Annotated in this window: 20 protein-coding genes; 13 read left to right on the plus strand and 7 right to left on the minus strand. The window is 73.2% G+C overall.

From position 1 onward, the window contains the following. The first annotated feature begins 600 nt into the window (after positions 1–600). Positions 601–1,392 carry a VOC family protein gene (locus ACFY3J_RS28000; protein ID WP_384184530.1) on the plus strand — a complete coding sequence of 264 codons (792 nt, stop codon included), beginning with the start codon at positions 601–603 and terminating at the stop codon, positions 1,390–1,392. Positions 1,393–1,416: 24 nt separating this feature from the next. Here ACFY3J_RS28000 and ACFY3J_RS28005 read toward each other — a convergent pair whose 3' ends face one another. Then, entirely contained in the window at positions 1,417–2,493 is a 1,077-nt protein-coding gene (locus tag ACFY3J_RS28005) for a LacI family DNA-binding transcriptional regulator (protein ID WP_388481854.1), read from the minus strand. Positions 2,494–2,613: 120 nt separating this feature from the next. Next, on the minus strand, positions 2,614–3,639 hold the full coding sequence (gene ligD, locus ACFY3J_RS28010; protein WP_384184536.1) for a non-homologous end-joining DNA ligase: 1,026 nt from the start codon (positions 3,637–3,639) through the stop codon (positions 2,614–2,616). Positions 3,640–3,725: 86 nt separating this feature from the next. On the opposite strand from ligD, the gene ACFY3J_RS28015 reads away from it, so the two are divergent. After that, a complete protein-coding gene (locus ACFY3J_RS28015) occupies positions 3,726–4,796 on the plus strand; it encodes an ATP-dependent DNA ligase (protein WP_390841986.1) in 1,071 nt (356 codons plus the stop codon). Between the two features lie 237 nt (positions 4,797–5,033). Here ACFY3J_RS28015 and ACFY3J_RS28020 read toward each other — a convergent pair whose 3' ends face one another. Then, a complete protein-coding gene (locus ACFY3J_RS28020; RefSeq protein ID WP_384184542.1) occupies positions 5,034–6,224 on the minus strand; it encodes a zinc-dependent alcohol dehydrogenase in 1,191 nt (396 codons plus the stop codon). Positions 6,225–6,428: 204 nt separating this feature from the next. Here ACFY3J_RS28020 and ACFY3J_RS28025 point away from each other — a divergent pair, with 204 nt between their 5' ends. Continuing rightward, positions 6,429–7,433, plus strand: a complete 1,005-nt coding sequence (locus tag ACFY3J_RS28025; RefSeq protein ID WP_390841987.1) for a DUF3048 domain-containing protein — start codon at positions 6,429–6,431, stop codon at positions 7,431–7,433. Between the two features lie 30 nt (positions 7,434–7,463). On the opposite strand, the gene ACFY3J_RS28030 is transcribed toward ACFY3J_RS28025, so the two are convergent. Further along, positions 7,464–7,928: a MarR family winged helix-turn-helix transcriptional regulator gene (locus ACFY3J_RS28030; protein WP_384184548.1), complete on the minus strand. Its 465-nt coding sequence runs from the start codon at positions 7,926–7,928 to the stop codon at positions 7,464–7,466. Positions 7,929–8,169: 241 nt separating this feature from the next. On the opposite strand from ACFY3J_RS28030, the gene ACFY3J_RS28035 reads away from it, so the two are divergent. Genes ACFY3J_RS28035 through pcaD form a run of 7 tightly spaced genes read left to right on the plus strand, consistent with a single transcriptional unit; the run spans position 8,170 to position 14,650 of the window. Then, positions 8,170–8,952 carry a CoA transferase subunit A gene (locus ACFY3J_RS28035; protein ID WP_384184764.1) on the plus strand — a complete coding sequence of 261 codons (783 nt, stop codon included), beginning with the start codon at positions 8,170–8,172 and terminating at the stop codon, positions 8,950–8,952. After that, positions 8,952–9,596, plus strand: coding sequence for a CoA transferase subunit B (locus ACFY3J_RS28040; RefSeq protein ID WP_390841988.1), 645 nt, complete (start codon positions 8,952–8,954; stop codon positions 9,594–9,596). The genes ACFY3J_RS28035 and ACFY3J_RS28040 overlap by 1 nt, the downstream gene beginning before the upstream one ends. Next, positions 9,593–10,795 carry a thiolase family protein gene (locus tag ACFY3J_RS28045; protein WP_390841989.1) on the plus strand — a complete coding sequence of 401 codons (1,203 nt, stop codon included), beginning with the start codon at positions 9,593–9,595 and terminating at the stop codon, positions 10,793–10,795. The genes ACFY3J_RS28040 and ACFY3J_RS28045 overlap by 4 nt, the downstream gene beginning before the upstream one ends. Before the next feature lie 8 nt (positions 10,796–10,803). Further along, complete coding sequence (gene pcaH / locus ACFY3J_RS28050) at positions 10,804–11,577, plus strand: protocatechuate 3,4-dioxygenase subunit beta (protein WP_384184556.1); 774 nt, start codon at positions 10,804–10,806, stop codon at positions 11,575–11,577. A gap of 6 nt (positions 11,578–11,583) precedes the next feature. After that, positions 11,584–12,189 (plus strand): protocatechuate 3,4-dioxygenase subunit alpha, encoded by a 606-nt coding sequence (gene pcaG / locus ACFY3J_RS28055; protein ID WP_384184559.1) that lies wholly within the window; start codon positions 11,584–11,586, stop codon positions 12,187–12,189. Continuing rightward, positions 12,186–13,538 carry a 3-carboxy-cis,cis-muconate cycloisomerase gene (gene pcaB / locus ACFY3J_RS28060; protein WP_390841990.1) on the plus strand — a complete coding sequence of 451 codons (1,353 nt, stop codon included), beginning with the start codon at positions 12,186–12,188 and terminating at the stop codon, positions 13,536–13,538. The genes pcaG and pcaB overlap by 4 nt, the downstream gene beginning before the upstream one ends. Beyond that, positions 13,535–14,650: a 3-oxoadipate enol-lactonase gene (gene pcaD / locus ACFY3J_RS28065; protein ID WP_390841991.1), complete on the plus strand. Its 1,116-nt coding sequence runs from the start codon at positions 13,535–13,537 to the stop codon at positions 14,648–14,650. Before pcaB ends, pcaD begins: the two co-directional genes overlap by 4 nt. A 493-nt stretch (positions 14,651–15,143) precedes the next feature. Here the strand turns inward: pcaD and ACFY3J_RS28070 are convergent, their stop codons facing one another. Beyond that, the gene (locus tag ACFY3J_RS28070) at positions 15,144–17,834 is read right to left on the minus strand and encodes an ATP-binding protein (RefSeq protein ID WP_384184568.1); all 2,691 of its coding nucleotides are present in this window, start codon (positions 17,832–17,834) and stop codon (positions 15,144–15,146) included. Between the two features lie 184 nt (positions 17,835–18,018). On the opposite strand from ACFY3J_RS28070, the gene ACFY3J_RS28075 reads away from it, so the two are divergent. Next, positions 18,019–19,041 carry a DUF2510 domain-containing protein gene (locus tag ACFY3J_RS28075; RefSeq protein ID WP_384184570.1) on the plus strand — a complete coding sequence of 341 codons (1,023 nt, stop codon included), beginning with the start codon at positions 18,019–18,021 and terminating at the stop codon, positions 19,039–19,041. A gap of 169 nt (positions 19,042–19,210) precedes the next feature. On the opposite strand, the gene ACFY3J_RS28080 is transcribed toward ACFY3J_RS28075, so the two are convergent. After that, complete coding sequence (locus ACFY3J_RS28080) at positions 19,211–19,828, minus strand: TetR/AcrR family transcriptional regulator (RefSeq protein ID WP_384184573.1); 618 nt, start codon at positions 19,826–19,828, stop codon at positions 19,211–19,213. Between the two features lie 319 nt (positions 19,829–20,147). On the opposite strand from ACFY3J_RS28080, the gene ACFY3J_RS28085 reads away from it, so the two are divergent. Then, on the plus strand, positions 20,148–21,128 hold the full coding sequence (locus ACFY3J_RS28085) for a hypothetical protein (protein ID WP_384184576.1): 981 nt from the start codon (positions 20,148–20,150) through the stop codon (positions 21,126–21,128). Positions 21,129–21,135: 7 nt separating this feature from the next. On the opposite strand, the gene ACFY3J_RS28090 is transcribed toward ACFY3J_RS28085, so the two are convergent. Further along, positions 21,136–21,957: a phospholipid scramblase-related protein gene (locus tag ACFY3J_RS28090; protein WP_384184579.1), complete on the minus strand. Its 822-nt coding sequence runs from the start codon at positions 21,955–21,957 to the stop codon at positions 21,136–21,138. 145 nt (positions 21,958–22,102) lie between these two features. On the opposite strand from ACFY3J_RS28090, the gene ACFY3J_RS28095 reads away from it, so the two are divergent. Beyond that, positions 22,103–23,182 carry an LAETG motif-containing sortase-dependent surface protein gene (locus ACFY3J_RS28095; RefSeq protein WP_384184582.1) on the plus strand — a complete coding sequence of 360 codons (1,080 nt, stop codon included), beginning with the start codon at positions 22,103–22,105 and terminating at the stop codon, positions 23,180–23,182. Positions 23,183–23,207 lie beyond the last annotated feature (25 nt).

The following is a 23,207-nucleotide window of genomic DNA, read 5'->3' on the forward strand; positions in this document are numbered from 1 at the left end:
GGGCCGACCACCGGGGCCAGGTGACCGCCTCGGCGGAGGGCGACCGCCGCTGCCGGGCGACCACCGCCGGCGGGTCCACCGCCGCGGCCGGGTGAACGCCACCAACGGGGCCGACCACCGCGACCAAGTGACCGCCGTCAGAGGGGCGGGCGGGTGAACGCCGCCAACGGGGCCGACCACCGGGGCCAGGTGACCGCCTCGGCGGAGGGCGACCGCCGCTGCCGGGCGACCACCGCCGGCGGGTCCACCGCCGCGGCCGGGTGAACACCGCCACCGGGCCGACCACCGCGACCAGATGACTGCCGTCAGCAGCGCGACCGCGGCAGGCGGTCGAGCATCTGGCCAGGGCGACGGCCACACGCCGGATGGACAGCCACGCCCCCCCGGGCGACCGCCGCGCTCGCGACCACCTCTGTCGACCGGGGCGAAAGCCCCGAGGGCGAGCAGCGGCCGCGCCCCAGTCCGGCCGTCGTCGCCACGCGGCCCCCGCGTCCCGGTGGTGATGGCGGCGCCGGGGGCGTCGTGTTGCGGCGGCGGTTGTCGGTGGGCGGTGACAGACTCGGCAGTGCAGACACCAGGCACCTTCGAAGGAGGGCATGGATGCTCACCACCCGTTTCGTCAACGGCGCTCCGAACTGGATCGACGTCGGCACCCCCGACATCGACGGCGCCGGCTCCTTCTACGGCGCTCTCTTCGGCTGGCGGTTCCAGTCGGCCGGGCCGCAGGCCGGTGGCTACGGCTTCTTCCAGCTCGGCGGCAGGACGGTGGCCGGCGGGATGCAGACCACGCCGGAGCAGGGGCCGCCCTCCTGGACCGTGTACTTCCAGAGCGCCGACGCGGCGGCGACCGCCAAGGCCGCCGAGGAGGCGCACGGCACCGTGCTGGTCCAGCCCATGGACGTGATGGGCGAGGGGCACATGGCGGTCCTCGCCGACAAGGCGGGCGTGCCGTTCGGCATCTGGCAGCCGGGGCAGATCAAGGGCGTGGACATGGCCGGCGAGGCGGGCTCGCTGTGCTGGGTCGAGCTGTACACGGCGGACATCGCCGCGGCGGCCGCGTTCTACAACAAGGTGCTGGGTCTGGAGACCTCCGCGGTGCCCTTCCCCGGCGGCACCTACACGTGTGTGAACCCCGCCGAGGGCGGCGAGGACGCCATGTTCGGCGGCATCGTGGCCCTCGCCGACGACCCGACCGAGGCGAAGACGGGCGCGTACTGGCTGCCGTACTTCGAGGTCCCGGACACGGACGCGACGGTGGCCAGGGCCGAGGAGCTGGGCGGCACGGTCCGGGTGCCCGCCACCGACGTGACGGGCGTCGGCCGTATCGCCCGGCTCGCCGACCCCTACGGCGCCCGCTTCGCGGTGATCAGGAGCACCCCGCCGCAGACGTGAGCCACCCCGGCGGCCCGACGGGGCTCACGCGGACGCGCGCCGTACGAGTGTCGTCGGCAGGATGACGCTGCGCGGCGCGCCGCCCACCCCGGCCTCGGCGCCCTGCCCGTCGAGGCCGCGCAGCAGCAGGCGGGCCATCAGCCGGCCCATCTCCTCGATGTCCTGACGCACGGTCGTCAGCGGCGGCTCGGTCTGCTCGGCCACGGGCAGCATGTCGTCGAAGCCGACCACGGCGACGTCGTCGGGGACCCGCAGCCCGCGCTCGCGCAGCACGCGCAGGGCACCGGAGGCGGTGAGGTCGTTCGCGGCGAACACCGCGTCCAGGTCGGGGCAGCGGTCGAGGAGTTCGCGCATGGCGCGCTCGCCGCCGGCCGGGGTGAAGTCGCTCTCCACGATCAGCCGGGGGTCGGCGTCGACCATCACGTCCCGGAATCCGTCGAGCCGGTCCACCGCCGAGGTCTGGTCGAGGGCGCCGGTGATGTGCCCGATCCTGGTCCGGCCGAGGCCGACCAGATACCGTACGGCCTCCCGCGCCCCGCCCCGGTTGTCGCTGTCGACGTAGACGACCGCGGGGTTCCCGGCCGTCCGCGCGGAGTCCGCTGCGCCGGGGCCGGTGTCGTCGCTCCAGCCCGGCCGCCCGCCGAACACGGTCGGCACCCCGGCGCGCCGGATCAGCCCCGGCAGCGGGTCGTCGAGGTGCAGCGAGAACACGAGCGCGCCGTCGACGTGACCGCCGGCGAGGTAGCGCCCGACCCTGGCGTGGTCGTCGCGCCCCTCCGTCAGCAGCAGTACGAGTTGCGAGTCGTGGGCCGTCAGCTCCTTGCTGATGCCCCGCAGTTGCAGCGCGAAGAAGGGGTCGGCGAAGACCCTGGTCTCCGGTTCGGCGACGACGACGGCGACGGCGTCGTGGCGCTTGGTCACCAGGCTGCGGGCGGCCTGGTTCGGCACGTACCCGAGTTCCTCCACGGCCCGCCGCACGCGCTCGGCCAGCGGCTCCCTCACCCCGTCGCCGCCGTTCACCACCCGGGACACGGTGGCCCGCGACACCCCCGCCCGCGCGGCCACGGCCTCCAACGTGGGACGCGACGCTGTCTCGGTCACTTCTGCGCTCCTCACCGGCGGTTTTGGATCAGGATAGCCGCGCCCCGGCCCCGCCGTGAGAGCGCTCTCGACCCGAAGCGCGCCTCCCACCAGTGGTGCTCGCGCACTCGGCCGGCGGAGTCAGCCGGCTTGCGGGCCCTCCTTCTTCGCCCGGCTCGGCTGGACGCGCTTCGGCTCGCCCGGCATCTTCGGGTACTCGGGCGGGTAGGGCAGGTCGCCGAGCCCGTGGTCGCGTTCGTCCTGGGCGGCCAGTTCCAGCAGCGCCTCCAGGGAGAAGACGTGGTCGTCCATGTCGGCGTGCACGTCGCCGACTTCGGCGAACCGGGACGGCATGGTGGCCACGTCGAAGTCCTGGGGCCGGGCGACGTCGACCTCCTCCCAGCGCAGGGGCGCCGAGACGGGCGCGTGGGGGCGGGGGCGCACGGAGTAGGCGGAGGCGATGGTGCGGTCGCGGGCCGTCTGGTTGTAGTCCAGGAAGATGCGGGCGCCGCGCTCCTCCTTCCACCACTTGATCGTCACGTGCTCGGGCATCCGGCGTTCCATCTCCCGGCCCACGGCGATCGCGGCACGCCGTACCTGGGTGAAGGTCCAGCGCGGCTGGATCGGCACGAACACGTGCAGCCCGCGGCCGCCGGAGGTCTTGGGCCAGCCGCGCAGGCCCCCGAACTCCTCCAGCACGGACCGCAGTTCGTGGGCGGCACGCACGGCGTCGGCGAAGTCGGTGCCGGGCTGCGGGTCGAGGTCGATGCGCAGTTCGTCGGGGTGGTCGACGTCGTCTCTGCGTACCGGCCAGGGGTGGAAGGTGAGCGTGCCGTACTGGGCGGCCCACACCACGGCCGCCTCCTCGGTCGGGCACATCTCGTCGGCGCTGCGACCGCTGGGGAAGGTGATGTGGGCGGTGGGAATCCACGCGGGCATGCCCTTGGGCGCCCGCTTCTGGAAGAACCACTCGCCGGTGATGCCGTCCGGGTAGCGCTCCAGGGTGGTGGGGCGGTCGCGCAGGGCGCGCAGGATGCCGGGGGCGACGGCCTGGTAGTACCGGGCGATGTCCAGCTTGGTGAACCCGCGCTCGGGAAAGAACACCTTGTCCGGGCTGGACAGCCGTACGGTCCGCCCGCCCACCTCCAGCTCCACCGCATCGCCCATGCGAGCCACGGTAGGGGCAGCGCGCTGACCTCGCACACCGGGCGAGCACGCGCGCGGGCGCGCGGAATCGAGCGCAGAATCTAGGCATGGACCTGCCGGTGATGCCCCCCGTGAAGCCGATGCTCGCCAAGTCGGTGGCGAGGATCCCGCCGGACATGCAGTACGAGGCGAAGTGGGACGGGTTCCGGGCGATCGTGTTCCGCGACGGCGCCGAGGTCGAGCTCGGCAGCCGCACGGGGAAGCCGCTGACCAGGTACTTTCCCGAGCTGGTGGAGGCGCTCAAGGAGCGGCTGCCCGCGCGGTGCGTGCTGGACGGGGAGATCGTGATCGCGCGGGGGGGCCGGCTGGACTTCGACGCGCTGACCGAGCGGATCCACCCGGCCGACTCCCGGGTGCGGATGCTGGCCGAGCGGACCCCGTCCTCCTTCGTGGCCTTCGACCTGCTCGCCCTGGACGGCGAGTCCCTGCTGGACGTGCCGCTGTCCGACCGGCGGGCGCTGCTGGTCCGGGCGCTGGCGGGGGTCACCGCTCCGGTGCACGTGGCACCCGCCACGACCGACATCGAGGTGGCCCGGCGCTGGTTCGAGCAGTACGAGGGGGCCGGCCTGGACGGTGTCGTCGCCAAGCCGCCGGGGCTGCGCTATCTCCAGGACGTGCGGGCCATGTTCAAGGTCAAGCACGAGCGCACGGCGGACGTGGTGGTCGCCGGGTACCGCCACCACAAGAGCGGCCCCGTCGTCGGCTCGCTGCTGCTCGGCCTGTACGACGACCGGGGCACCCTGCAACACGTCGGCGTGTCCGCCGCGTTCCCGATGAAGCGGCGCGCCGAGTTGATCGAGGAGCTGGAGCCGCAGCGGATGGACGACGTCGCCGGGCACCCGTGGGCGGCCTGGTCGGACGAGACGGCCCACGAGGCGGCCCGGCTGCCCGGCGCGCCCAGCCGCTGGTCGGGCAAGAAGGACCTGTCCTGGGTGCCGCTGCGGCCGGAGCGGGTGGCCGAGGTGGCCTACGACCACATGGAGAACGGGGCGCGGTTCCGGCACACGGCCCGCTTCCGCCGCTGGCGCCCGGACCGCGCGCCGGAGAGCTGCACCTACGCCCAGTTGGAGGAGCCGGTCCGCTACGACCTGGCGGAGGTCCTCGGCTCCCGCCCCTGAGCCCGCCGGCCCCGAGCCCGTGCGCGGCGCTTGCCCGTGCGCGGCGCTCCAGGCGCGGCGCTCCAGGCGCGGCGCTCCAGGCGCGGCGCTCCAGGCGCGGCGCTCCAGGCGCGGCGCTCCAGGCGCGGCGGTCCAGGCGCGGCGGTCCAGGCGCGGCGGTCCGGGCGCGGGCCGCCCGCGCTCTCGGCCGCACGACGGTCTTGACGGACTCACGGCCGCACGACGGCCTTCACGGACTCACGGCCGCATGACGACCTTGACGGCCCCTTCCTGCTTGCGCTGGAACATCTCGTACGCGTGTGGGGCGTCCGCCAGCGGCAGCCGGTGCGTGGCGAAGTCGTCGACGCCGAGCGGGTCCTCGTCCGTCAGGTAGGGCATGATCTCGTCGGTCCAGCGGCGGACGTTGGCCTGGCCCATGCGCATCTGGATCTGCTTGTCGAAGAGCGTGATCATCGGCATGGGGTCGGCCGTGCCGCCGTAGACGCCGCTCAGGGAGAGCGTGCCGCCGCGGCGCACCAGTTCGATGGCGGTGTGCAGGGCGGCGAGCCGGTCCACGCTGAAGCGTTCCGCGAGCGGCCCGCTCAGCGCGTGCGGCAGCACCGTCGCGGCCTGCTGGACGAGACGGGCGGCGGCGCTGCCGTGCGCCTCGGTGCCGACCGCGTCGATCACGGCGTCGGGCCCGCGCCCGTGTGTCTCGTCGCGGATCGCCGCGACCAGTTCCTTCTCGTGGTCGAAGCCGCGCAGGTCGTACGTCTCCACGCCCCTCCGGCGCGCCCGGACCAGCCGTTCCGGGACCAGGTCCACGCCGAACACCCGCTCGGCGCCGCGCGCCTTGGCGATCCGGCACGCCATGTCGCCGATGGGGCCGAGACCGAGCACGGCCACGCTCCCGCCGCGCGGCACGTCGGCGTAGGCGACCGCCTGCCAGGCGGTCGGCAGCACGTCCGAGAGGTAGAGGAACCGGTCGTCGGGCGGGCCCTCGGGGAGCTTGATCGGGCCGAACTGGGCCTGCGGGACGCGCAGGTACTCGGCCTGGGCGCCCGGCACGGCGCCGTACAGGCGGGTGTAGCCGAACAGGGCGGCGCCCATGCCCTCGCTGGTGACCTGGGTGGTCTCGCACTGGGTCGTCAGGCCCGCGGAGCACATGAAGCAGTGGCCGCAGGAGATCTGGAACGGTACGACCACCCGGTCGCCGGGCTTCAGGTTCGGCACCTCGGCACCGACCTCCTCCACGATGCCCATGGGCTCGTGGCCGAGAATGTCTCCCGGTGTCATGAACGGCGTGAGCACCTCGTAGAGGTGCAGATCGGAGCCGCACAGGCCGGTCGAGGTGATCCGGATGACGGCGTCCGTCGGCTCCTGGATCTTCGGGTCGGGGACCTCGTCCACCCGAACGTCGCGCTTGCCCTGCCACGTCACTGCCTTCATCGCGGCGCGCTCCCTCCGTCGTTCTGCCTCTCCTGTGCCGCGCCCGGGTACCCGGGGCCGGCCCTGCCGAACCGCCGGCCGGCTGATGGGGCCGATCGGCCCACCGGGCCCGCTCGATCAGAACCGAGCGGGTATGGCCACCGATGAGCGGATAAACACACAGTCAAAGGACAGAGACACGGAGACGGGGGCTGAACGGTGGACTTGAGACGAAGCGTGCGCGTGCGGTACGCCGCCTCGGCGGTGGCGCTGCTGGCCGCCATGGCGGCGGCCACCCCGGCGGCGGGCTGCACGGCGCGGCACGGCACCGTCGAGAACAGGCAGGACGGAAAGGGAAAGACCCCCACGCCGGTGCAGGAGCCGCCGCGGACCCCGGCACCGAGCCCGGAGCACGCGGGCCCCGTCCTCGCCGTCAAGATCGACAACGTGGGAGCGGCCCGCCCCCAGACCGGTCTGAACGCCGCCGACATCGTGTACGCGGAGCAGGTCGAGGGCGGGCTGAGCCGGCTGATGGCGGTCTACGCCACCCGGCTGCCCCCGGTCGTCGGGCCGGTGCGCAGCGCCCGCGAGTCCGACCTCGAACTGCTGCGCCAGTTCGACCGTCCCACGCTCGCCTTCTCCGGTGCCCAGAAGAAACTGCTGCCGCTGATCGACGCCGCCCCGCTGTCCGCCGGGACACTCGACAACAAGCCCGACGCGTACTTCCGGGGCACCGCCAAGCCGGCCCCGCACAACCTCTACCTGCGCCCCGACAAGCTCCTCGGCTCGGCCCCGGGAGCGGACGCGCTGACCACCGGCTTCCACTACGGCCCGGCACCGACGGGCGGCCGCGCCGAGACCTCGCGCACGGTGCGCTACCCGGCGGCCCGCTTCACCTTCACCTGGTCCGCGGGGCGGCACGGCTGGAAGGTGGCGATGGACGGCCGCCAGACCGTCACGACCGACGGGCGGCAGGTGGTGCCCACGACGGTCGTGGTGCAGCACGTGAAGGTGCGCAAGTCGGATCTGCACGACGTGCTCGGCAACTACACCCCGTACACCGAGACCGTCGGTTCGGGGAAGGCGGAGGTGTTGCGCGACGGGCGGGTGTACGACGCCACCTGGAAGCGCCCGAGCGCGGCCGGCGGCACGCGGTTCACGGCCGCCGACGGCACGGACGTGAACTTCGCCCGGGGCCAGGTCTGGGTGGTCTTCACCCCGGCCCGGTGACGTGCGTACGGTGACCGGCGGCGGACGTGATCAGGGCTGCGCGGCGAGGGTTTCCGCCGGATGGCGCAGTCCCTCGGCCGCGTCCGCGACCCGCCGGATGAGGTCGAAGAAGAGGGCCTGCTCGTCGGCGCTGAGCGGCCCCAGGAAGACCTGGTTCATCCGGGCCGTGCGCACGGTGAGCTTCCGGTGGGTGCGCTCCCCCTCCCCGGTCAGCCGCAGCAGGAAGCGGCGGCCGTCCTGCGGGTCACGCACCTTGTCGAGCAGCCCGCGACGACCGAGGCGGCTGATCACCTCGGCGATGGTGGACCGGTCGAGGCCCACCCGCTCCCCCACCGTGCGCTGGTCGAGCCCCGGCTCGGCGACGAGCACGTTCAGGACCGCGAACTGCGGCGAGGTGATCTCCTCGGAGACCATCGTGTTCCACAGCAGGTAGTGCGCCTGCTGCAACCGCCGGGCCAGATGCCCGGGGTGGGTCGAGAGGTCCACCGCGCCCATGTGCGCTCCTCGCATCGGTCCGTCGTGCCGTCCGTGGCATTTTGTAGGTGCACTGAACGATACCGCCGACGAGCCACCCGTCCACCACGGGTTCTCCGACGTCTCCACCGTCCTGCTCATCCTGGTCAGGACGGTATTGACTGTGCACGCCCCAAGTGGCAGCGTGAAGGGACCCACAAAATAGTCAGTGCCCTGACTATCTGCGGTTGCTGGATGCTCGGCAGAGATGAGGCTTGATTCGATGGACAAGGTGGTCGCCACAGCCGTGGAGGCGGTGGCCGACGTATCGGACGGCGCGTCGCTCGCGGTGGGCGGTTTCGGGCTGAGCGGTGTGCCGAACGTGCTCATCCAGGCGCTGTACGAGCGCGGGGTGGGCGGGCTGTCGGTGGTGTCGAACAACTGCGGTGCGATGGAGTCGGGCCTGGCGGTCCTGCTGGCGGCGGGACGGATCGCGCGGGTGACGGGCTCCTACATCGGTGCCAACAAGGAGTTCGCGCGGCAGTATCTGGCCGGTGAGCTGGAGGTGGAGATGATCCCGCAGGGCACGCTGGCCGAGCGGCTGCGGGCCGGCGGGGCCGGGATCCCCGCCTTCTACACCCCGGCCGGGGTCGGCACCCAGGTGGCGGAGGGGGGTCTGCCGTGGCGGTACGACGGCGAGGGCGGCGTGGCTCTGGCGTCGCCGCCGAAGGAGGTCCGCGAGTTCGACGGCACCCAGTACGTGCTGGAGCGGGGGATCCGTACCGACTTCGCGCTGGTGCGTGCGGCGAAGGGCGACCGGCACGGGAACCTGGTGTTCAACAAGTCCTCCCGGAACTTCAACCCGCTGGCCGCCATGGCGGGCAGGGTGACCGTCGCGGAGGTCGAGGAACTCGTCGAGCCGGGTGAGATCGAACCGGACGCGGTGCACCTGCCGGGCATCTTCGTCCAGCGCGTGGTGGCGCTGACCGAGGAGCAGGCGACGGACAAGAAGATCGAACAGCGCACGATTTCGGCGCCTTCGGCCCGAGGAACGGTGAGCAGCTGATGGCCTGGAGCCGTGAGGAGATGGCCGCCCGTGCCGCGCGGGAACTGCGGGACGGCCAGTACGTCAACCTGGGCATCGGTCTGCCCACGCTGATCCCGAACTACCTGCCCGACGGCGTGGAGGTGATCCTGGAGTCGGAGAACGGCATCCTGGGCACCGGCCCCTACCCCACCGAGGACCAGGTCGACCCCGACCTGATCAACGCGGGCAAGGAGACCGTCACGGTCCTGCCCGGCGCCTCCTTCTTCGACTCGGCGCTGTCGTTCTCGATGATCCGCGGCGGGCACATCGACGTCGCCGTGCTGGGCGCCATGCAGGTCTCCGCCGGCGGCGACCTGGCCAACTGGGCCATCCCGGGCAAGATGATCACCGGGATCGGCGGGGCGATGGACCTCGTCCACGGCGCCCGCACGGTCATCGTGGTGATGACCCACACCGCGAAGGACGGCTCCCCGAAGATCCTCGAACAGTGCGCGCTGCCCCTGACCGGCAAGGCGTGCGTCAACCGGATCATCACCGACCTCGCCGTCCTGGACGTCACCGACGACGGACTCCTCCTGGTCGAGACCGCCCCCGGCGTCGACGTCGACGAGGTCATCGCCCGGACCGACGCCAAGCTGACCGTCGCAAAGGACCTGCTGTGAAGACCGTCTACCTCGTCGACGCGGTACGCACCCCGATCGGCCGCTACAACGGCGCCCTGGCGAGCGTCCGCCCGGACGACCTCGCCGCCCACGCGATCCGTGAACTCATGGCTCGCACGCCCGACTTGGACCCGGTCCGGATCGACGACGTCTACTTCGGCAACGCCAACGGCGCAGGCGAGGAGAACCGCAACGTCGCCCGTATGGCCGGCCTGCTGGCCGGGCTGCCGACCTCCGTGCCCGGCGTGACCGTCAACCGGCTGTGCGCCTCCGGCCTGGAGGCGGTGATCCAGGCCGCCCGCGCCATCGCGCTGGACGACGCCTCCATCGCCGTGGCCGGCGGTGTGGAGTCCATGACCCGCGCCCCCTACGTACTGCCCAAGCCGGACCGGGCGTTCCCGGCCGGACACGCCGAGATGTACTCGACCACCCTGGGCTGGCGCATGGTCAACCCCAGGATGGAACCGCAGTGGACCGTCCCGCTCGGCGAGAGCGCGGAGCTGATCGCCGAGAAACACAAGATCAGCCGCGAGCAGCAGGACGAGTTCGCGCTCGCCTCCCACCAGAAGGCGGCCAGGGCACAGGCCGAGGGCCTGTTCGACACCGAACTGGCCCCCGTGCCGGTCCCCCGCCGCAAGGGCGACCCGGTCGTCCTCGCCGCCGACGAATCCGTACGCCCGGACACGTCCCTGGCGGCGATGGCCAAGCTCAAGCCGTCGTTCCGCACCGAGAACGGCACGGTGACCGCGGGCAACGCCTCCCCTCTGAACGACGGCGCCGCCGCCCTGCTGCTCACCGACGAAGAGGGTCTGAAGGCCACCGGCCGTGAACCCCTGGCCCGGATCTCCGCCAGCGGTGTGAGCGCCACCGACCCGCACTACTTCGGCCTAGCCCCCGTCGAGGCCGTCAACCGCGCGCTGGCCAAGGCCGGCCGGACCTTCGCCGACCTCGACACCCTCGAACTCAACGAGGCGTTCGCGGCCCAGGTCCTCGGATGCGTCGCGGAATGGCCCGAGTTCGACCCTGCCATCCTCAACCCGCAGGGCGGTGCCATCGCCCTCGGTCACCCGCTCGGCGCCTCCGGCGCCCGCCTCGCCGGCACCGTCGCCCACCAACTCGCCCGCAAGGGCGGTGGAGTCGGCGTCGCCACCCTCTGCATCGGCGTCGGCCAGGGCCTCGCCCTCGTCCTCGAACGCTAGGAAACCCCATGGCTCTCACTCAGCACGACATCGACCAGGAGATCGCGGCCGAGCACGCCGCGTACGAGAAGCGCGTCGCCGACGGCGCCCCGGTCGAGCACCATCCGCGCCGCGACTACGCGCCGTACCGCTCCTCGGTGCTGCGCCACCCCAAGCAGCCGCTGGTCGCCATCGACGCCGCCAAGGACCCGGAGCTGGTCGAGCTGTCCTCGCCCGCGTTCGGCGAACGGGACATCACCGGGATCGACAACGACCTCACCCGGCAGCACACGGGAGAGCCGATCGGCGAGCGGATCACCGTCTCCGGACGGCTGCTCGACCGCGACGGGAGGCCCGTGCGCGGCCAGCTCGTCGAGATCTGGCAGGCCAACTCCGCGGGCCGCTACGCCCACCAGCGCGAGCAGCACGACGCCCCACTGGACCCCAACTTCACCGGCGTCGGCCGCACGCTGACCGACACGGACGGCTTCTACCGGTTCACCACGATCCAGCCGGGCCCGTACCCGTGGCGCAACCACGTCAACGCCTGGCGTCCGGCGCACATCCACTTCTCGGTCTTCGGCACGGCGTTCACGCAGCGGCTCGTGACGCAGATGTACTTCCCGAACGACCCGCTGTTCCCGTACGACCCGATCCTCCAGTCCGTGACGGACGACGCGGCCCGGCAGCGGCTGGTCGCCACCTACGACCACAGCCTGTCGGTACCGGAGTTCTCGCTCGGCTACCACTGGGACATCGTGCTGGACGGCCCGCACGCCACCTGGATCGAAGAAGGACGCTGACCTGCCATGACGAAGATCGACACGAGCAGCCCCGAGAACGTGCTGCCCACTCCGTCGCACACGGTGGGCCCCTTCTACGGCTACGCGCTCCCCTTCCGCGGCGGCGAGGAGATCGCGCCCCTGGGGCACCCGGACACGGTCACCGTGCACGGATACGTGTACGACGGCGAGGGGCGGCCCCTGCCGGACGCCCTGGTGGAGGTGTGGGGGCCCGACCCGGACGGCAACCTGCCGGCCGTGGACGGCTCGATGCGGCGCGACCCGGCCTCCGGCGACCACCTCGGCCGCAACGGCGTGGAGTTCACCGGCTTCGGCCGCATCCAGACCGACGTCGACGGCCACTGGTACGCGCGGACACTGCGGCCCGGCGCGCGCGGACGGAACGCCCCCTACCTCAGCGTGTGCGTGTTCGCCCGCGGGCTGCTCGTGCACCTGTTCACCCGGATCTACCTGCCCGGTGACGAGGCCGCGCTGGCCGCCGACCCGCTGCTCGCCCAGTTGGACGAGGAGCGGCGCGGCACGCTGATCGCCACGCGGGAGGACAGTGGGGCGTACCGTTTCGACATCCGCCTTCAGGGCGAGGGCGAGACGGTCTTCCTGGAGTTCCGGTGACACCACCTGCCGCTGATCCCGCCGCCGTCGGTCCCGACGTCGGTCTGCTCGGTCCGGGCTGGGTCGGTTCCCCCGCCGCGTCCGCGACGAGCGACTCCGCCTATCTGCGGGCCCTGCTCGACGCGGAGGCGGCGCTCACCCGGGCCCAGGCCGCGCTCGGCCTCGTCCCGGGCCGGGCGGCCGAGGCGGTGACCCGGGCGGCCGATCCGGGCCGTTTCGACGTGCGCGCGCTCGCGGAGCGCGCCCGTGGCGGCGGAAACCCGGTCATCCCGCTGGTCGCCGACCTCACCGAGGCCGTGGGCGAGGAGTACGGCCCCTGCGTCCACCGGGGCGCGACCAGCCAGGACATCATGGACACGGCGACGATGCTGGTCGCCGTGCGGACCCTGGACCTGGTCCTCGCCGACCTGGCCCGCACCGAACAGGCGCTGGCCCGGACGGCCGCCGAGCACCGCGACACGGCGATGCCGGGCCGGACGCTGACCCAGCACGCCGTGCCGACCACGTTCGGCCTGAAGGCGGCCGGGTGGCGGTCGCTGGTGCTGGACGCCCGGGACCGCCTGACCCGGGTGCGGGACTCCCTGCCCGTCCAACTCGGGGGCGCGGCGGGGACCTTGGCGGCCTTCGCCGCGTACGGCGCCGAGGACCCGACCGCGCTCGTCGCCGCGTACGCCCGTGAACTGGGCCTGTGCGAGCCGTTGTTGCCCTGGCACACCCTGCGCACCCCCGTCGCCGACCTCGCGGGATGCCTCGCCTTCACCGCCGGGGCGCTGGGCAAGATCGCCGTGGACGTGCTGGGCCTGACCCGCACGGAGACCGCCGAACTCGCCGAGGGCAGCGGCGGCGGTTCCTCCGCCATGCCGCACAAGGCGAACCCCGTACGTTCCACGCTGATCGCGGCCGCCGCCCGGCGTGCGCCGCAACTCGCGGCCACCCTCTACGGGTCGATGGCGGCGCAGGACGAACGGCCGCCCGGCGCCTGGCACGCCGAGTGGGAGCCGCTGCGGGAGCTGCTGCGGCTCGTCGGCGGCGCGGCCCGCGACGCCGTGGAGCTGACCGAGGGGCTGCGGGTGGACGCGGACGCGATGCGCGCCCATCTCGGGCTGACCCACGGGCTGATCGTCTCCGAGCGGCTGTCGGCCGAGCTGGCCCCGCTGCTCGGCCGTGGCCGGGCGAAGGAGCTGCTCACCGAACTCGCCCCGCGCACCTACACCGAGAACCGCAGCCTCGGGCAACTCCTTTTGGAACAGCTCGAGTTGAAGGGCGTGGATCTGGGCGAGCTCACCGACCCGGCCCGTTACACCGGCTCCGCCGGAGCCCTCACCGACCGTGCCCTGGAGCGACGTTGACCCTGCACCACCTTCTCGAAGGCCCCGCCTCCGCTCCCCCGCTGCTGCTCGGGCCGTCCCTCGGCACGTCGTACGCGCTGTGGGACAAGGTCGCGCCCGAGCTGGCGATCTCCCACCGGGTGGTCCGCTGGGACCTGCCCGGGCACGGGGGTTCGCCGGCCGGGCTGATCGGGCCCGGCGCCACCGTCGGCGACCTCGCCGGCCTGGTGCTGGCGCTCGCCGACTCGCTCGGCATCGAACGGTTCGCGTACGCCGGGGTGTCGCTGGGCGGTGCGGTGGGTCTGCACCTCGCCGTCCACCACCCCGAACGTGTCGACTCGCTCGCCGTGCTCTGCTCGTCGGCCCACTTCAACGGCGCCAAGGCGTGGCAGGAGCGGGCCGAGCGGGTCCGGCGGGACGGGCTGGGCTGGCTGGCCGAGAGCGCCGACGCCCGGTGGTTCGCCGGTGACTTCACCGTGCCGGAACTGGTCCGGGACCACCGGGAGGCCGACCCGGAGGCGTACGCCGCCTGCTGCGACGCGCTGGCCGCCTTCGATCTGACCGACCTGCTGCCTCGGATCGGCGCGCGCACGCTGCTCGTCGCGGGCCGCGAGGACCCGGCCACCCCGCCCGCGCATCTGCGGCAGATCGCCGACGCGGTGCCCGGCTCGGCGCTGGTGGAGATCCCCGGCGCCTCGCACCTGGCGCCCGCGCAGTGCCCCGAGGCGGTCCTGGCGGCGCTGCGCACCCACCTCGACGGTGCTCCCCGACGGGGCATGGAGGTGCGCCGCGAGGTGCTCGGCGACGCGCACGTCGACCGTGCGCAGGCCCGGCAGACCCCGTTCACGGCCCGCTTCCAGGACTTCATCTCCCGCTACGCCTGGGGCGAGATCTGGACCGACCCGACGCTGAGCCGCCGCGAGCGCAGCCTGATCACCCTGACGGCGCTGATCGCACACGGCCACTACGACGAACTGGCCATGCACGTACGGGCGGCCCGCCGCAACGGGCTCACCCCCGAGGAGATCGGCGCGGCACTGCTCCAGAGCGCCGTGTACTGCGGGGTCCCGGCGGCGAACTCGGCGTTCGCGGTGGCCCAGCGGGTGCTGGCGGAGGAATCCGAAGAGGGGTGAAGAGGGGTGACGGGGAGTGACCCGGCGGGCCGCGGCACCGTCGGCGGCCCGCACCGCCGGCCGCCGACGCCAGGGCTGTGACCGGAAAGGCTCACCGGCTCGCGACGCCCGGCACGGCTCCCCCAAACTCTTCGAGCAGGGGGGACCCCCAGCCGCGTTGTCGCATCACCCGAGTACATCCAGTACGCGGGCAATGCACCGCCCTGCGACGCTCCCCCACTGCCTGAACGGCGTGGGAGGTGCCCTCAGCACCGGACGCCGCGAGCTTCCCGGCAAACCCTTCCGGTCGCAGCACCGGCGCGGACGCCGACGGCAGCGGGCGGGCTCCCGGGCGCCGGCTCCCCTGGGTGAGCCGGCGCCCGTCCGGCGGATCGAGTCGCGGGACGGCGACAGTCGCCGTCGGCCCAAGTGCGCGGGGTCCGGTGCGTGCGTCCGCAGGACGCGGACGGGCGTACCGGACCCCGCGCACGCCGCATGGTTCTCCGGACGGGCACTACAACGGGTCCTGGCCCGGTCCGTGTTCCGACTCCAGCAGTCGCGCCGCCTGTTCCGCCAGGCCGTCCGCGCCGCACGAGCGCGCCAGTGCCAGGCCCCGGCCCAGCTCGGCGGCCGAGCGCGAGACGATGCCGAACTCGACGCGGGCGACGGCGTGTTCGTACTGGCAGGGGGAGGCCTCCAGGCAGGTGACGGCCTGGGCGGCCAGCCGGACGGCGCGCTGGCCGGTCTCCAGGGCCGCGGCGCAGCGCAGAGCCTCTCCTATGGCGGTGTCGGTGCCGAACCGCTCGGCCTGGCGGCGGAGGTCGGCGACGAGCCGGCCGGCCCGCTCGGGGTCCTCGGCGGCGAGCGCTCGGGCCAGGTCGGCCGCCCAGGGCACCGTCACCGGGTTCTGGTGGCCGCGGGCGGCCGCCGCCTTCTCGGCCGCCTCCAGTTCGTTGACGGCGTCCTCGGTGCGGCCGAGGGCCAGCAGCAGCCGGCCGCGCACGCTGTGCGGATCGGGCAGCACGATGGTGGACGGGTAGGGCGGGGCGAAGGCGTGCTGCTCGGCGACCTCCCAGGCCCGCTCGACATGGCCGCGGGCGAGCAGGGTGTCGACGAGGTTGCAGGTCGCGGTCCAGTACAGGGGCAGTCCGCGGCCGATCCGCTCGGCCAGGCGCAGCGACGCTCGCAAAGCCTCCTCCGCCTCCCGCAGCCGGCCTCGCCTGCGGTGCCCGAGGCCGACGTAGGCGTGGGCGAGGGCGAGGTGGCCGCCGCTCCAGCCGGCGGTCTCGTAGGCACGCAGGGCCTCGGTGTAGAGGGTCTCGGCCCGGTCGAGGCGGTCGCAGTAGGCGTAGGCGCTGGCGAGCATCAGCAGCAGTTCGATGCCCCACTCGGTGTCGGTCCAGCCGAGTCCGGGGGCGAGGCGGCCGTCGACGAGGGCCCGGTCGCACATCTCGACGACCTCCTCGGCGCTCTCGCCGCGGGTCATGGCGTCGAAGCCGCGCAGGATCAGCAGGGCGCGCTCGGAGTTGTCGCGTCCGGTGCAGCCGGCGGCGAGTCCGGCGAGCCGCTCGGAGCGGTCCGGGGAGCTGGTACCGCCGGTGTACAGGCCCTCCCACATGTACTGGACGGCCTGCAACCGCATGCGGGTGGGTCCCGGTTCGTGGCGGGCGGCCTCCGCCTCGACCGTGCGGACGGCCTCTTCCAGCTGGTCGTTGTGGAGCAGGGCCTGGGACAGCCGCCACACGGCGTCCACGCGGGTGGCGCCGTCGAGGCCGGGCAGGGCGAGCGCCCGCTGGAGGTGCTCGATGGTGGTGGCGGGCGCGGTCAGCAGCGTGGCGCAGCCCAGCTCGTAGAGCACGCGCGCGTGCGTTCCGGGCGTCGGCGGCTCCAGCAGGGCCCGCTCCAGGCAGTGGCGGGCCGCGTCGGACGCGCCGACGGCGAGGTGTTCGCGGGCCGCCTCGCGGAGCTGCTCGACGAGTTCCTGGTCGTCGTCCGGGTGGACCTCGAGCAGGTGCCGGGAGGCCGCGGCGGCGCCGAACCCGGAGTCTGCGACCACCTGGGCGGCGATGCCGTGCATGGCGGTGCGCAGGGCGTCCGGGATGGAGTTGTAGACCGCGGTGGCGATCAGCGGGTGCACGAACTCCAGGTCCCCGCCGCCGCTCCGGGTGCTCGCCGGGTCGGGCTCGGTGAGGATGCGGGCCCGGCGCAGCAGTTCGGCGCAGCGCTCGGCGTCGTCGCGGTTCATGGTGGCCAGCCGGGCGACGAGCTCCACGGAGATGCCGGTGCCCAGGACGGCGGCGGCCCAGGCGAACCGGGTGGCGTCGATGCCGAGTTCCTCCAGGCGGGCGACGAGGCCGCCGCCGCGGGCCGAGCGGTTCAGGGGGCGCAGTTCGGCGGCCTGGGCCTCGACCGGTTCGAGTTCGCTGTCGCGCACCTTGGCGAGCAGTTCGACGGTCTCGTACGGGTTGCCGCCGGTGACGGCCCAGACCTCGCGGCAGAACGGGGCGTCGGCGTGCGGGCCGAGGGTGGTGCGGGTGAGTCCGGCGGTCGCCTCGGGGGTCAGGGCGCTCAGGGTGTGCACACCCGCGGCGGCGACGGCCGCGTCCAGGCACCGGGCGCCCTCGCCGCCGAACCCGCCGGGCCGGCGGGTCACCACGAGCAGTACGGGCAGGTCCTCCAGGCGCTCGGCGAACGCGGCGAGCCAGCGCAGCGTCTCCACGTCGGCCCAGTGGGCGTCATCGATCAGCAGCACCAGCGGCCACTCGCGTTCGGCCAGCCGGCGCACGGCGGCGACCAGTCCGTCGCACACACCCTGCGGGTCGGCCTGCCCGTCCCGGGGTTCCGCGATGCCGAGGGCGGGGCCGGCGATGTGGTACCAGTCGCCGAGGTATTCGCGGGTCTCCTCGGGCATCAGCGACAGGAGCGCGGGCTGGAGCAGCTGCCGCACCACGTTGAAGGGGACGGAGCGCAGGGTCTCCCCGCCGCGCGCCGACCACACCGCGCAGCCGCGTTCCCCGGCGATACGGCGGGTCTCGGTCAGCAGGGCGGTCTTGCCGAGACCGGCCTTCCCCTCCAGGACCAGCAGCCCTCCCGAGGACGCGCGGTCGGCGCACAGGACGTCGATCGCGCGTACGACGGCGGTGAGTTCCTCGTCACGCTCCCACAGCGAGCCCGAGGCGGCCGTGCCCGGCCGTACCTCCGTCATCCCGCTACCTCCCCAAGTCGCCCGACGGCATACGGACTTCGAGCGTAGCCCCCGAGCGGCCGATGCGGCGGCCCGTCCCGTCACCTGTTGCCCCGACGGGTGACCTGGGGTAATGAGGGCTGCGCCGGGAGCGGGACCGGGGTCCTCTCATCGGGCTTTCACCGACGCCTCATACGGTAGGCACATGACGCAGGTGACTCCTCCCGGGTGGTACCCCGACCCCGGGCAGACAAGTGACGGCCCCGCCACCGAGCGCTGGTGGGACGGCAGGGCATGGACGGACCGGACCCGTCCCGTCGGATCGGCCGCCGTATGGGGTCCCCCGGCGCAGCAGGCGGCCCCCGGGCCGTACCCGGCCCATCAGGGGTATCCGGGATACCCGGGCTATCCGGCGCACCCCGGATACCCGGGCCGGCCGCCCGCCCCCGCGCGCCGCGGCCTGCGTATCGGCATCGCCGTCGCGGTGGCGGCCGCGGTGCTGGCGAGCATCGGGGTCGGCGTGTACGCGCTGGCCAACGACGTCGGCGGCAAGGACGGCCGTGCCGGGTCCCGGCAGGGGCAGGACGACCGGGGCGGCACCGGCGAGGAACGCGGCCCCTTCGGCGGCCCGGGCGGGGGCTCGGGCGACTCCGGCGGGCCAGGCGGGTCCGACGGCGGGCCGTCCGAGGCTCCGAAGATCAGGAGCGGCTCGGTGACCGACGCGGTCAGCGGCATCAGCCTGCCCGTGCCCGACGGCTGGTACGGCCAAGAGTTGGGGGTGGGCGCCCAGGTCACGTCGAACGACTCCTACAAGTGCCCCGGCGACACCTCCAAGAACTGCACCAAGGGCGGCGCCTACTCGGCACCCGCGCTCGCGCTGGGCGTCCGCGGTAGCACGGCCGAGCAGGTCGCCAAGGCCGACATAGCGGCGAACGCCGAGGACTCCTACGGAGGCGAGGCCTACGGCGGCATCACCTCCCACCAGGTGCTGGCCTCCAAGGCGGTGACCGTGGCCGGGCAGAAGGGCTACCTGGTCCGCTGGAAGGCCGTCACCAGCAAGGGCGCCGACGGGTACGTGGAGTCGCTGGCCTTCCCCTCGCCCAACGACTCCCGGCAGCTCGTCGTCGTCCGCTTCGGTCTCGACGTCGGGGAGCCGCAGTCCGTGATCGACGACATCACCCGGGGCATCGAGGCCTCCTCGGGCGGCGGCAACGGCCAGAGCGTCTGAGCCGGCGCCTGGGCCGGCGTCCGAGTCGTACCCGGACCCGAAGCGGCCGGGCGGGGCACCTCTCCGCTCCAGAGGTACCCCGCCCGGCCGGGGGGTGCGCGCCGCCCCCGTCCCCACGGTGCGGCGCGGACAGGTCACCGCCCGGTCATCCCGGGGACGGTGGCCTGGGTCATGAACCGAGGCCCAGTGCCGGCAGCACCGCGGCCTCCAGGAACCGGACCACGTAGTCCGGGTCGGCGTACTCCCCCTCCAGCACGGGCCGGATGCGCAGGACGCCGAACAGCTGCGCGGGCACGAACTCCAGTGCCGGATTGTCCGCGCGGACCTCGCCGCGCTCCACCCCGCGCCGCAGGATCTCCCGCAGCGCGGCGATCTCCGGCTCGACCAGCGTCTCGCGCAGCGCCCGCTTCAGCTCGGGGTCCAGCGTGATCGCGTGCCCGAGCGCCTGGAGGAGGCGGGTGTCCCGGCCCGACCACTCGCCCGTGGCCAGCGCGACCCGCCGCAGGTCCTCGACGAGCGAGCCGGTGTCGATGCCGGCGAAGCGGCAGCGGCCGCTGGAGCGCAGGGCGGCGGCCACGAACTGCGGCTTGGTCCGCCACTGCCGGTAGAGCGTGGACTTGCTGCACCGGGTGCTGGCGGCGACTCCCTCCATGGTGACGGCGTCGTAGCCGTGCTCGCGGATCTGTTCGAGCACGGCGTCGAAGAACTCCTGCTCACGCTCCGGCGTGAGCTTGGAGCGGCGTGGGACGACGACCGTCTCCGGCTCGTCCGCGGCCTGCGATGTCATCGCTGCGCTCCTCACTCGTGTCCCGGGAGTTCGGGCCCGGACTCCGGCCCGCTCTCCAGTGTGGCGAAGGTCCATCGATACGACAGTGTACCGGTACGCATGCGTATCGGTACACTGTCGTATCGGTACGCCATCGTGTCGATGTGCCGTACATCGACACGGGTGCGGACAGCACCACCCCACGCACCACCATGACGAGAGGGCCTGGCATGACATCCCGAAGCGGGGCCGCCGAAACGGAGCCCGACGGACCGGCGCGGCGCCCGCTCACCCACGGGTCCCGGCCGGCCGAGGGGAACGCCCCGGCGGGGGCGGGCCGGTGAACGCCGCCCTGACGGCCGTCGTCCTGTCGCTGTTCTCGGCCGTCGCCTACGCGACCGCCGCGGTCGCCCAGGAACGGCTCGCCGCGCGCACCCGCGAAACGGGTGTGCGCGGACTGCTCCGCGCCGGCACCTGGTGGTGGGCCGTCGCGCTGAACGGATCGGCGGCCCTGCTGCACGTGGCGGCCCTGAAGTACGGTCCGCTCACCGTGGTCCAGCCGCTCGGCGCGCTCACCCTGGTGGCCGCCGTGCCGCTGGGCGCGCGGATGGCCGGGCGACGGGTCGCGGCGGCCGAGTGGCGGGGCACCGCGTGCACGCTGCTCGGACTGGCCGCCCTGCTCCTCGCGGCCTCCGGGCCGGCCCCGGTACGCGTACTGAGCCCCCTCGAGGCACTGTCGGTGGCGGGTGCCACGGCCGTTCTGATCGGCGCGCTGTCACGGCCCGGCGCGCGGCCGGGCCTGCGGCACGCGACCGCGTCGGGGGTCGCCTCGGGCGTGGCCTCGGCGCTCACCCAGACGGTGACGGTGGCCGCCACGGACCACTCCGGCCCCCTGCTCAGCGCCCACATCATCATGGTGGCGCTGCTCGTCGCGGCCTTCGCGACCGGTGGCCTGCTGCTGTCGCAGACCGCCTACCGGGACGGCCTCGGCGCCCCGCTCGCGGTGCTGACACTGACCAACCCGGCGGCGGCCGCGCTGATCGGGCTCACCCTGCTGGGCCAGGGGATGAGGGGCGGCGCGACGGGCGTGCTGCTGGCGTCGGCGGGCGCGGCCCTCGCCTCCTGGGGGGTCGTGGTGCTCTCTCGGGCGACCCCGCGACCCACGGACGCCATCCCCGCACCCGGCCCGGAGCACATCGCACCGGGCGGCGACCCGGACCATCCCGTGGCCGCCGTGCTCGCCCTGGGGACGGAACCGCCCGCCCAGGAACCGGCGCTGCCGTCCCGGTCGTTGGGACCGGGACACCTCACGCCGCTGTGACCGGCGGTCAGTTCCAGCCGCGCGAGTCCTGCTTGAGTGCCGTGTCGACGGTCAGCGCCGTGGCGACCACCAGACTCAGCAGCGGCTCGGGCAGCTGGTAGTGGATCTGCAGGACGTAGTTGTCGGCGGTCGTGAACATCGTCTTGGCCAGGCCCTCCCAGGTCTTGGTGATCCGGGCGACCTCGTTGTCGGCGTGGTCGACGATGGCGAAGTTCCAGGCGCGCCAGTTCTCCGCCTTGATCGCGCCGACCTGCTGCCCGTTCGCGTTCATCGCGAAGTTGATCTTGCCGAAGACGTTCTGCTGGACGATCTCGCCGATCTCCGAGCCGTCCGGACGGGACACCACCACCCGCGACTTGAAGACCTTCGCCGGCCGGGTGAGCACCAACTGGGGTGTGCCGTATGCGTCGCGGATCTCGAGCCTGTGCGTCATGAACTGGTCGAGGCTGGAGACGAACCGCATCGCCTTCTTCAGCGCGCTCTGCCCGACCTCGGTGACCGTGCCGATCCGGTTGCCGTGCTGGTCGAATACCTCGTACTCGTTGGTCAGCTCGATCAGTTTGGCCTTCTGGTTCACCACGAGCACCGGCTCGCTGAACAGCGAGCCGCCGCCCTGGGCGCCCGGAGCGACCCCGGCCTGGTGCTGGACCTGCCGCTGCACGCGGGGGTCGTGGGCGGCCGGCTGCGGCGGCACCTGCGACGCGATCTGGGCCTGCTGGTCGGCGTGCGTGTGCTCCGTCCACTGGGAACCGTCCCAGTAACGCAGCGTCTGGGCCGCTCCGTGCGGATCCGGGTACCAACCTGCCGGTGTGTTCGAATACGTACTCACCGGCGCACAGTACCGCCGGACAGGCGGAACCCATGCGCGCGGGTGACGCACGCCACACATTGACCTGCGGTTTTCTGGGCAACCCTTTGCGGCCCTCGGCGATCTCCTTTGCGAATACATTGGCCACTTGATTTTCGAGGATCGCATGAAGATTCGCCGCTCCCTGGCGCTCGCAGCAGCCACGGCAGCCATCACACCCGCTGTGCTTCTTGCGGCCCCCGCCGCCTTCGCCACGGACTCTCCGACCCCGACGGTCACCGAGACGACCGGTACCGAGGGCGACTCCACCGGCACCAGCGAGGAGCCCGGCGCCACCGACAGCCAGACCACCGGGACCGAGGGCCAGCCCGAGGGCACCGACGGCCAGGCCACTGACGACAACAAGAAGTCGGACGACACGGACGGGAAGTCCGTCACCACCGAGGGCAAGTCCGACTCGAAGGACGAGGGCACCACCCCCACCGACGACAAGGCGACCACCCCCAGCCCCAGCGCCTCGCCCTCCGAGAAGCCGGGCCCGCAGGTGTGCAACGAGACCGACGACCTGAAGCAGGACAAGAACCTGCGCACCAGCCTGACCGGCCTGCCCTCGAAGGTCGTCGCGGGCAGCGGGTTCCACAACTTCAAGCTGAACGTCACGAACTCCGGCAACAACTCGTACAAGCGCGTCGACATGGGTGTGTTCGCGGCCCTGGTCGACGGGAAGAAGTTCACCGACGAGACGCGCTACCTCACCCTGCAGTTCCAGGACCCGGTCACCGGCGCCTGGGAGACCATCTCCATGAACGAGAACGACGAGGCGGCCGGCTACGTCGGTTACACCGACGTCAAGGCCAAGGAGTCCTTCTCCATCGACCTGCGGCTGAGCGTGGACAAGAAGGCCCCGGCCGGCATGGGCGTCGCCATCTCCATCGGCATGTACGCCGACGACAAGGGCAACTGCGTCTTCGCCACCGACGACGACTTCTACCTGTTCGACGTCCTCGCGGCCGGCACCAACGCGGGCAAGCCGGGCGACGCCAAGCCGCAGGGCGGCCGGAAGCCGCTGCCGGCCAAGCCCGCCGGCGACAAGCAGATCGTCCCGCAGGGCCACCTCGCCGAGACCGGCTCCAACTCGGCGCTGCCGATGATCGCGCTCGCGGGCGGTGCCGCGGTCGCCGTCGGCGCGGGCGCCGTGTTCGTCGTGCGTCGCCGCAAGGCCGGCAGCGGCGCTGCCACGGCCTGATTCGCGTCCCTGACGCGCTGAATCA

This window comes from Streptomyces sp. NPDC001231 (assembly GCF_042896885.1).
Lineage (GTDB): Bacteria > Actinomycetota > Actinomycetes > Streptomycetales > Streptomycetaceae > Streptomyces.

Excerpts from the sequence above, each read along its gene's own strand:
- ACFY3J_RS28080 (WP_384184573.1), bottom strand. The coding sequence starts at position 19,828 with ATGACATCGCAGGCCGCGGACGAGCCGGAGACGGTCGTCGTCCCACGC.
- ACFY3J_RS28095 (WP_384184582.1), top strand. The coding sequence starts at position 22,103 with ATGAAGATTCGCCGCTCCCTGGCGCTCGCAGCAGCCACGGCAGCCATC.
- ACFY3J_RS28015 (WP_390841986.1), top strand. The coding sequence starts at position 3,726 with ATGGACCTGCCGGTGATGCCCCCCGTGAAGCCGATGCTCGCCAAGTCG.
- ACFY3J_RS28075 (WP_384184570.1), top strand. The coding sequence starts at position 18,019 with ATGACGCAGGTGACTCCTCCCGGGTGGTACCCCGACCCCGGGCAGACA.
- pcaH (WP_384184556.1), top strand. The coding sequence starts at position 10,804 with ATGGCTCTCACTCAGCACGACATCGACCAGGAGATCGCGGCCGAGCAC.
- pcaG (WP_384184559.1), top strand. The coding sequence starts at position 11,584 with ATGACGAAGATCGACACGAGCAGCCCCGAGAACGTGCTGCCCACTCCG.
- ACFY3J_RS28030 (WP_384184548.1), bottom strand. The coding sequence starts at position 7,928 with ATGGGCGCGGTGGACCTCTCGACCCACCCCGGGCATCTGGCCCGGCGG.
- ACFY3J_RS28070 (WP_384184568.1), bottom strand. The coding sequence starts at position 17,834 with ATGACGGAGGTACGGCCGGGCACGGCCGCCTCGGGCTCGCTGTGGGAG.
- ACFY3J_RS28000 (WP_384184530.1), top strand. The coding sequence starts at position 601 with ATGCTCACCACCCGTTTCGTCAACGGCGCTCCGAACTGGATCGACGTC.
- ACFY3J_RS28040 (WP_390841988.1), top strand. The coding sequence starts at position 8,952 with ATGGCCTGGAGCCGTGAGGAGATGGCCGCCCGTGCCGCGCGGGAACTG.
- ACFY3J_RS28035 (WP_384184764.1), top strand. The coding sequence starts at position 8,170 with ATGGACAAGGTGGTCGCCACAGCCGTGGAGGCGGTGGCCGACGTATCG.
- ligD (WP_384184536.1), bottom strand. The coding sequence starts at position 3,639 with ATGGGCGATGCGGTGGAGCTGGAGGTGGGCGGGCGGACCGTACGGCTG.
- ACFY3J_RS28020 (WP_384184542.1), bottom strand. The coding sequence starts at position 6,224 with ATGAAGGCAGTGACGTGGCAGGGCAAGCGCGACGTTCGGGTGGACGAG.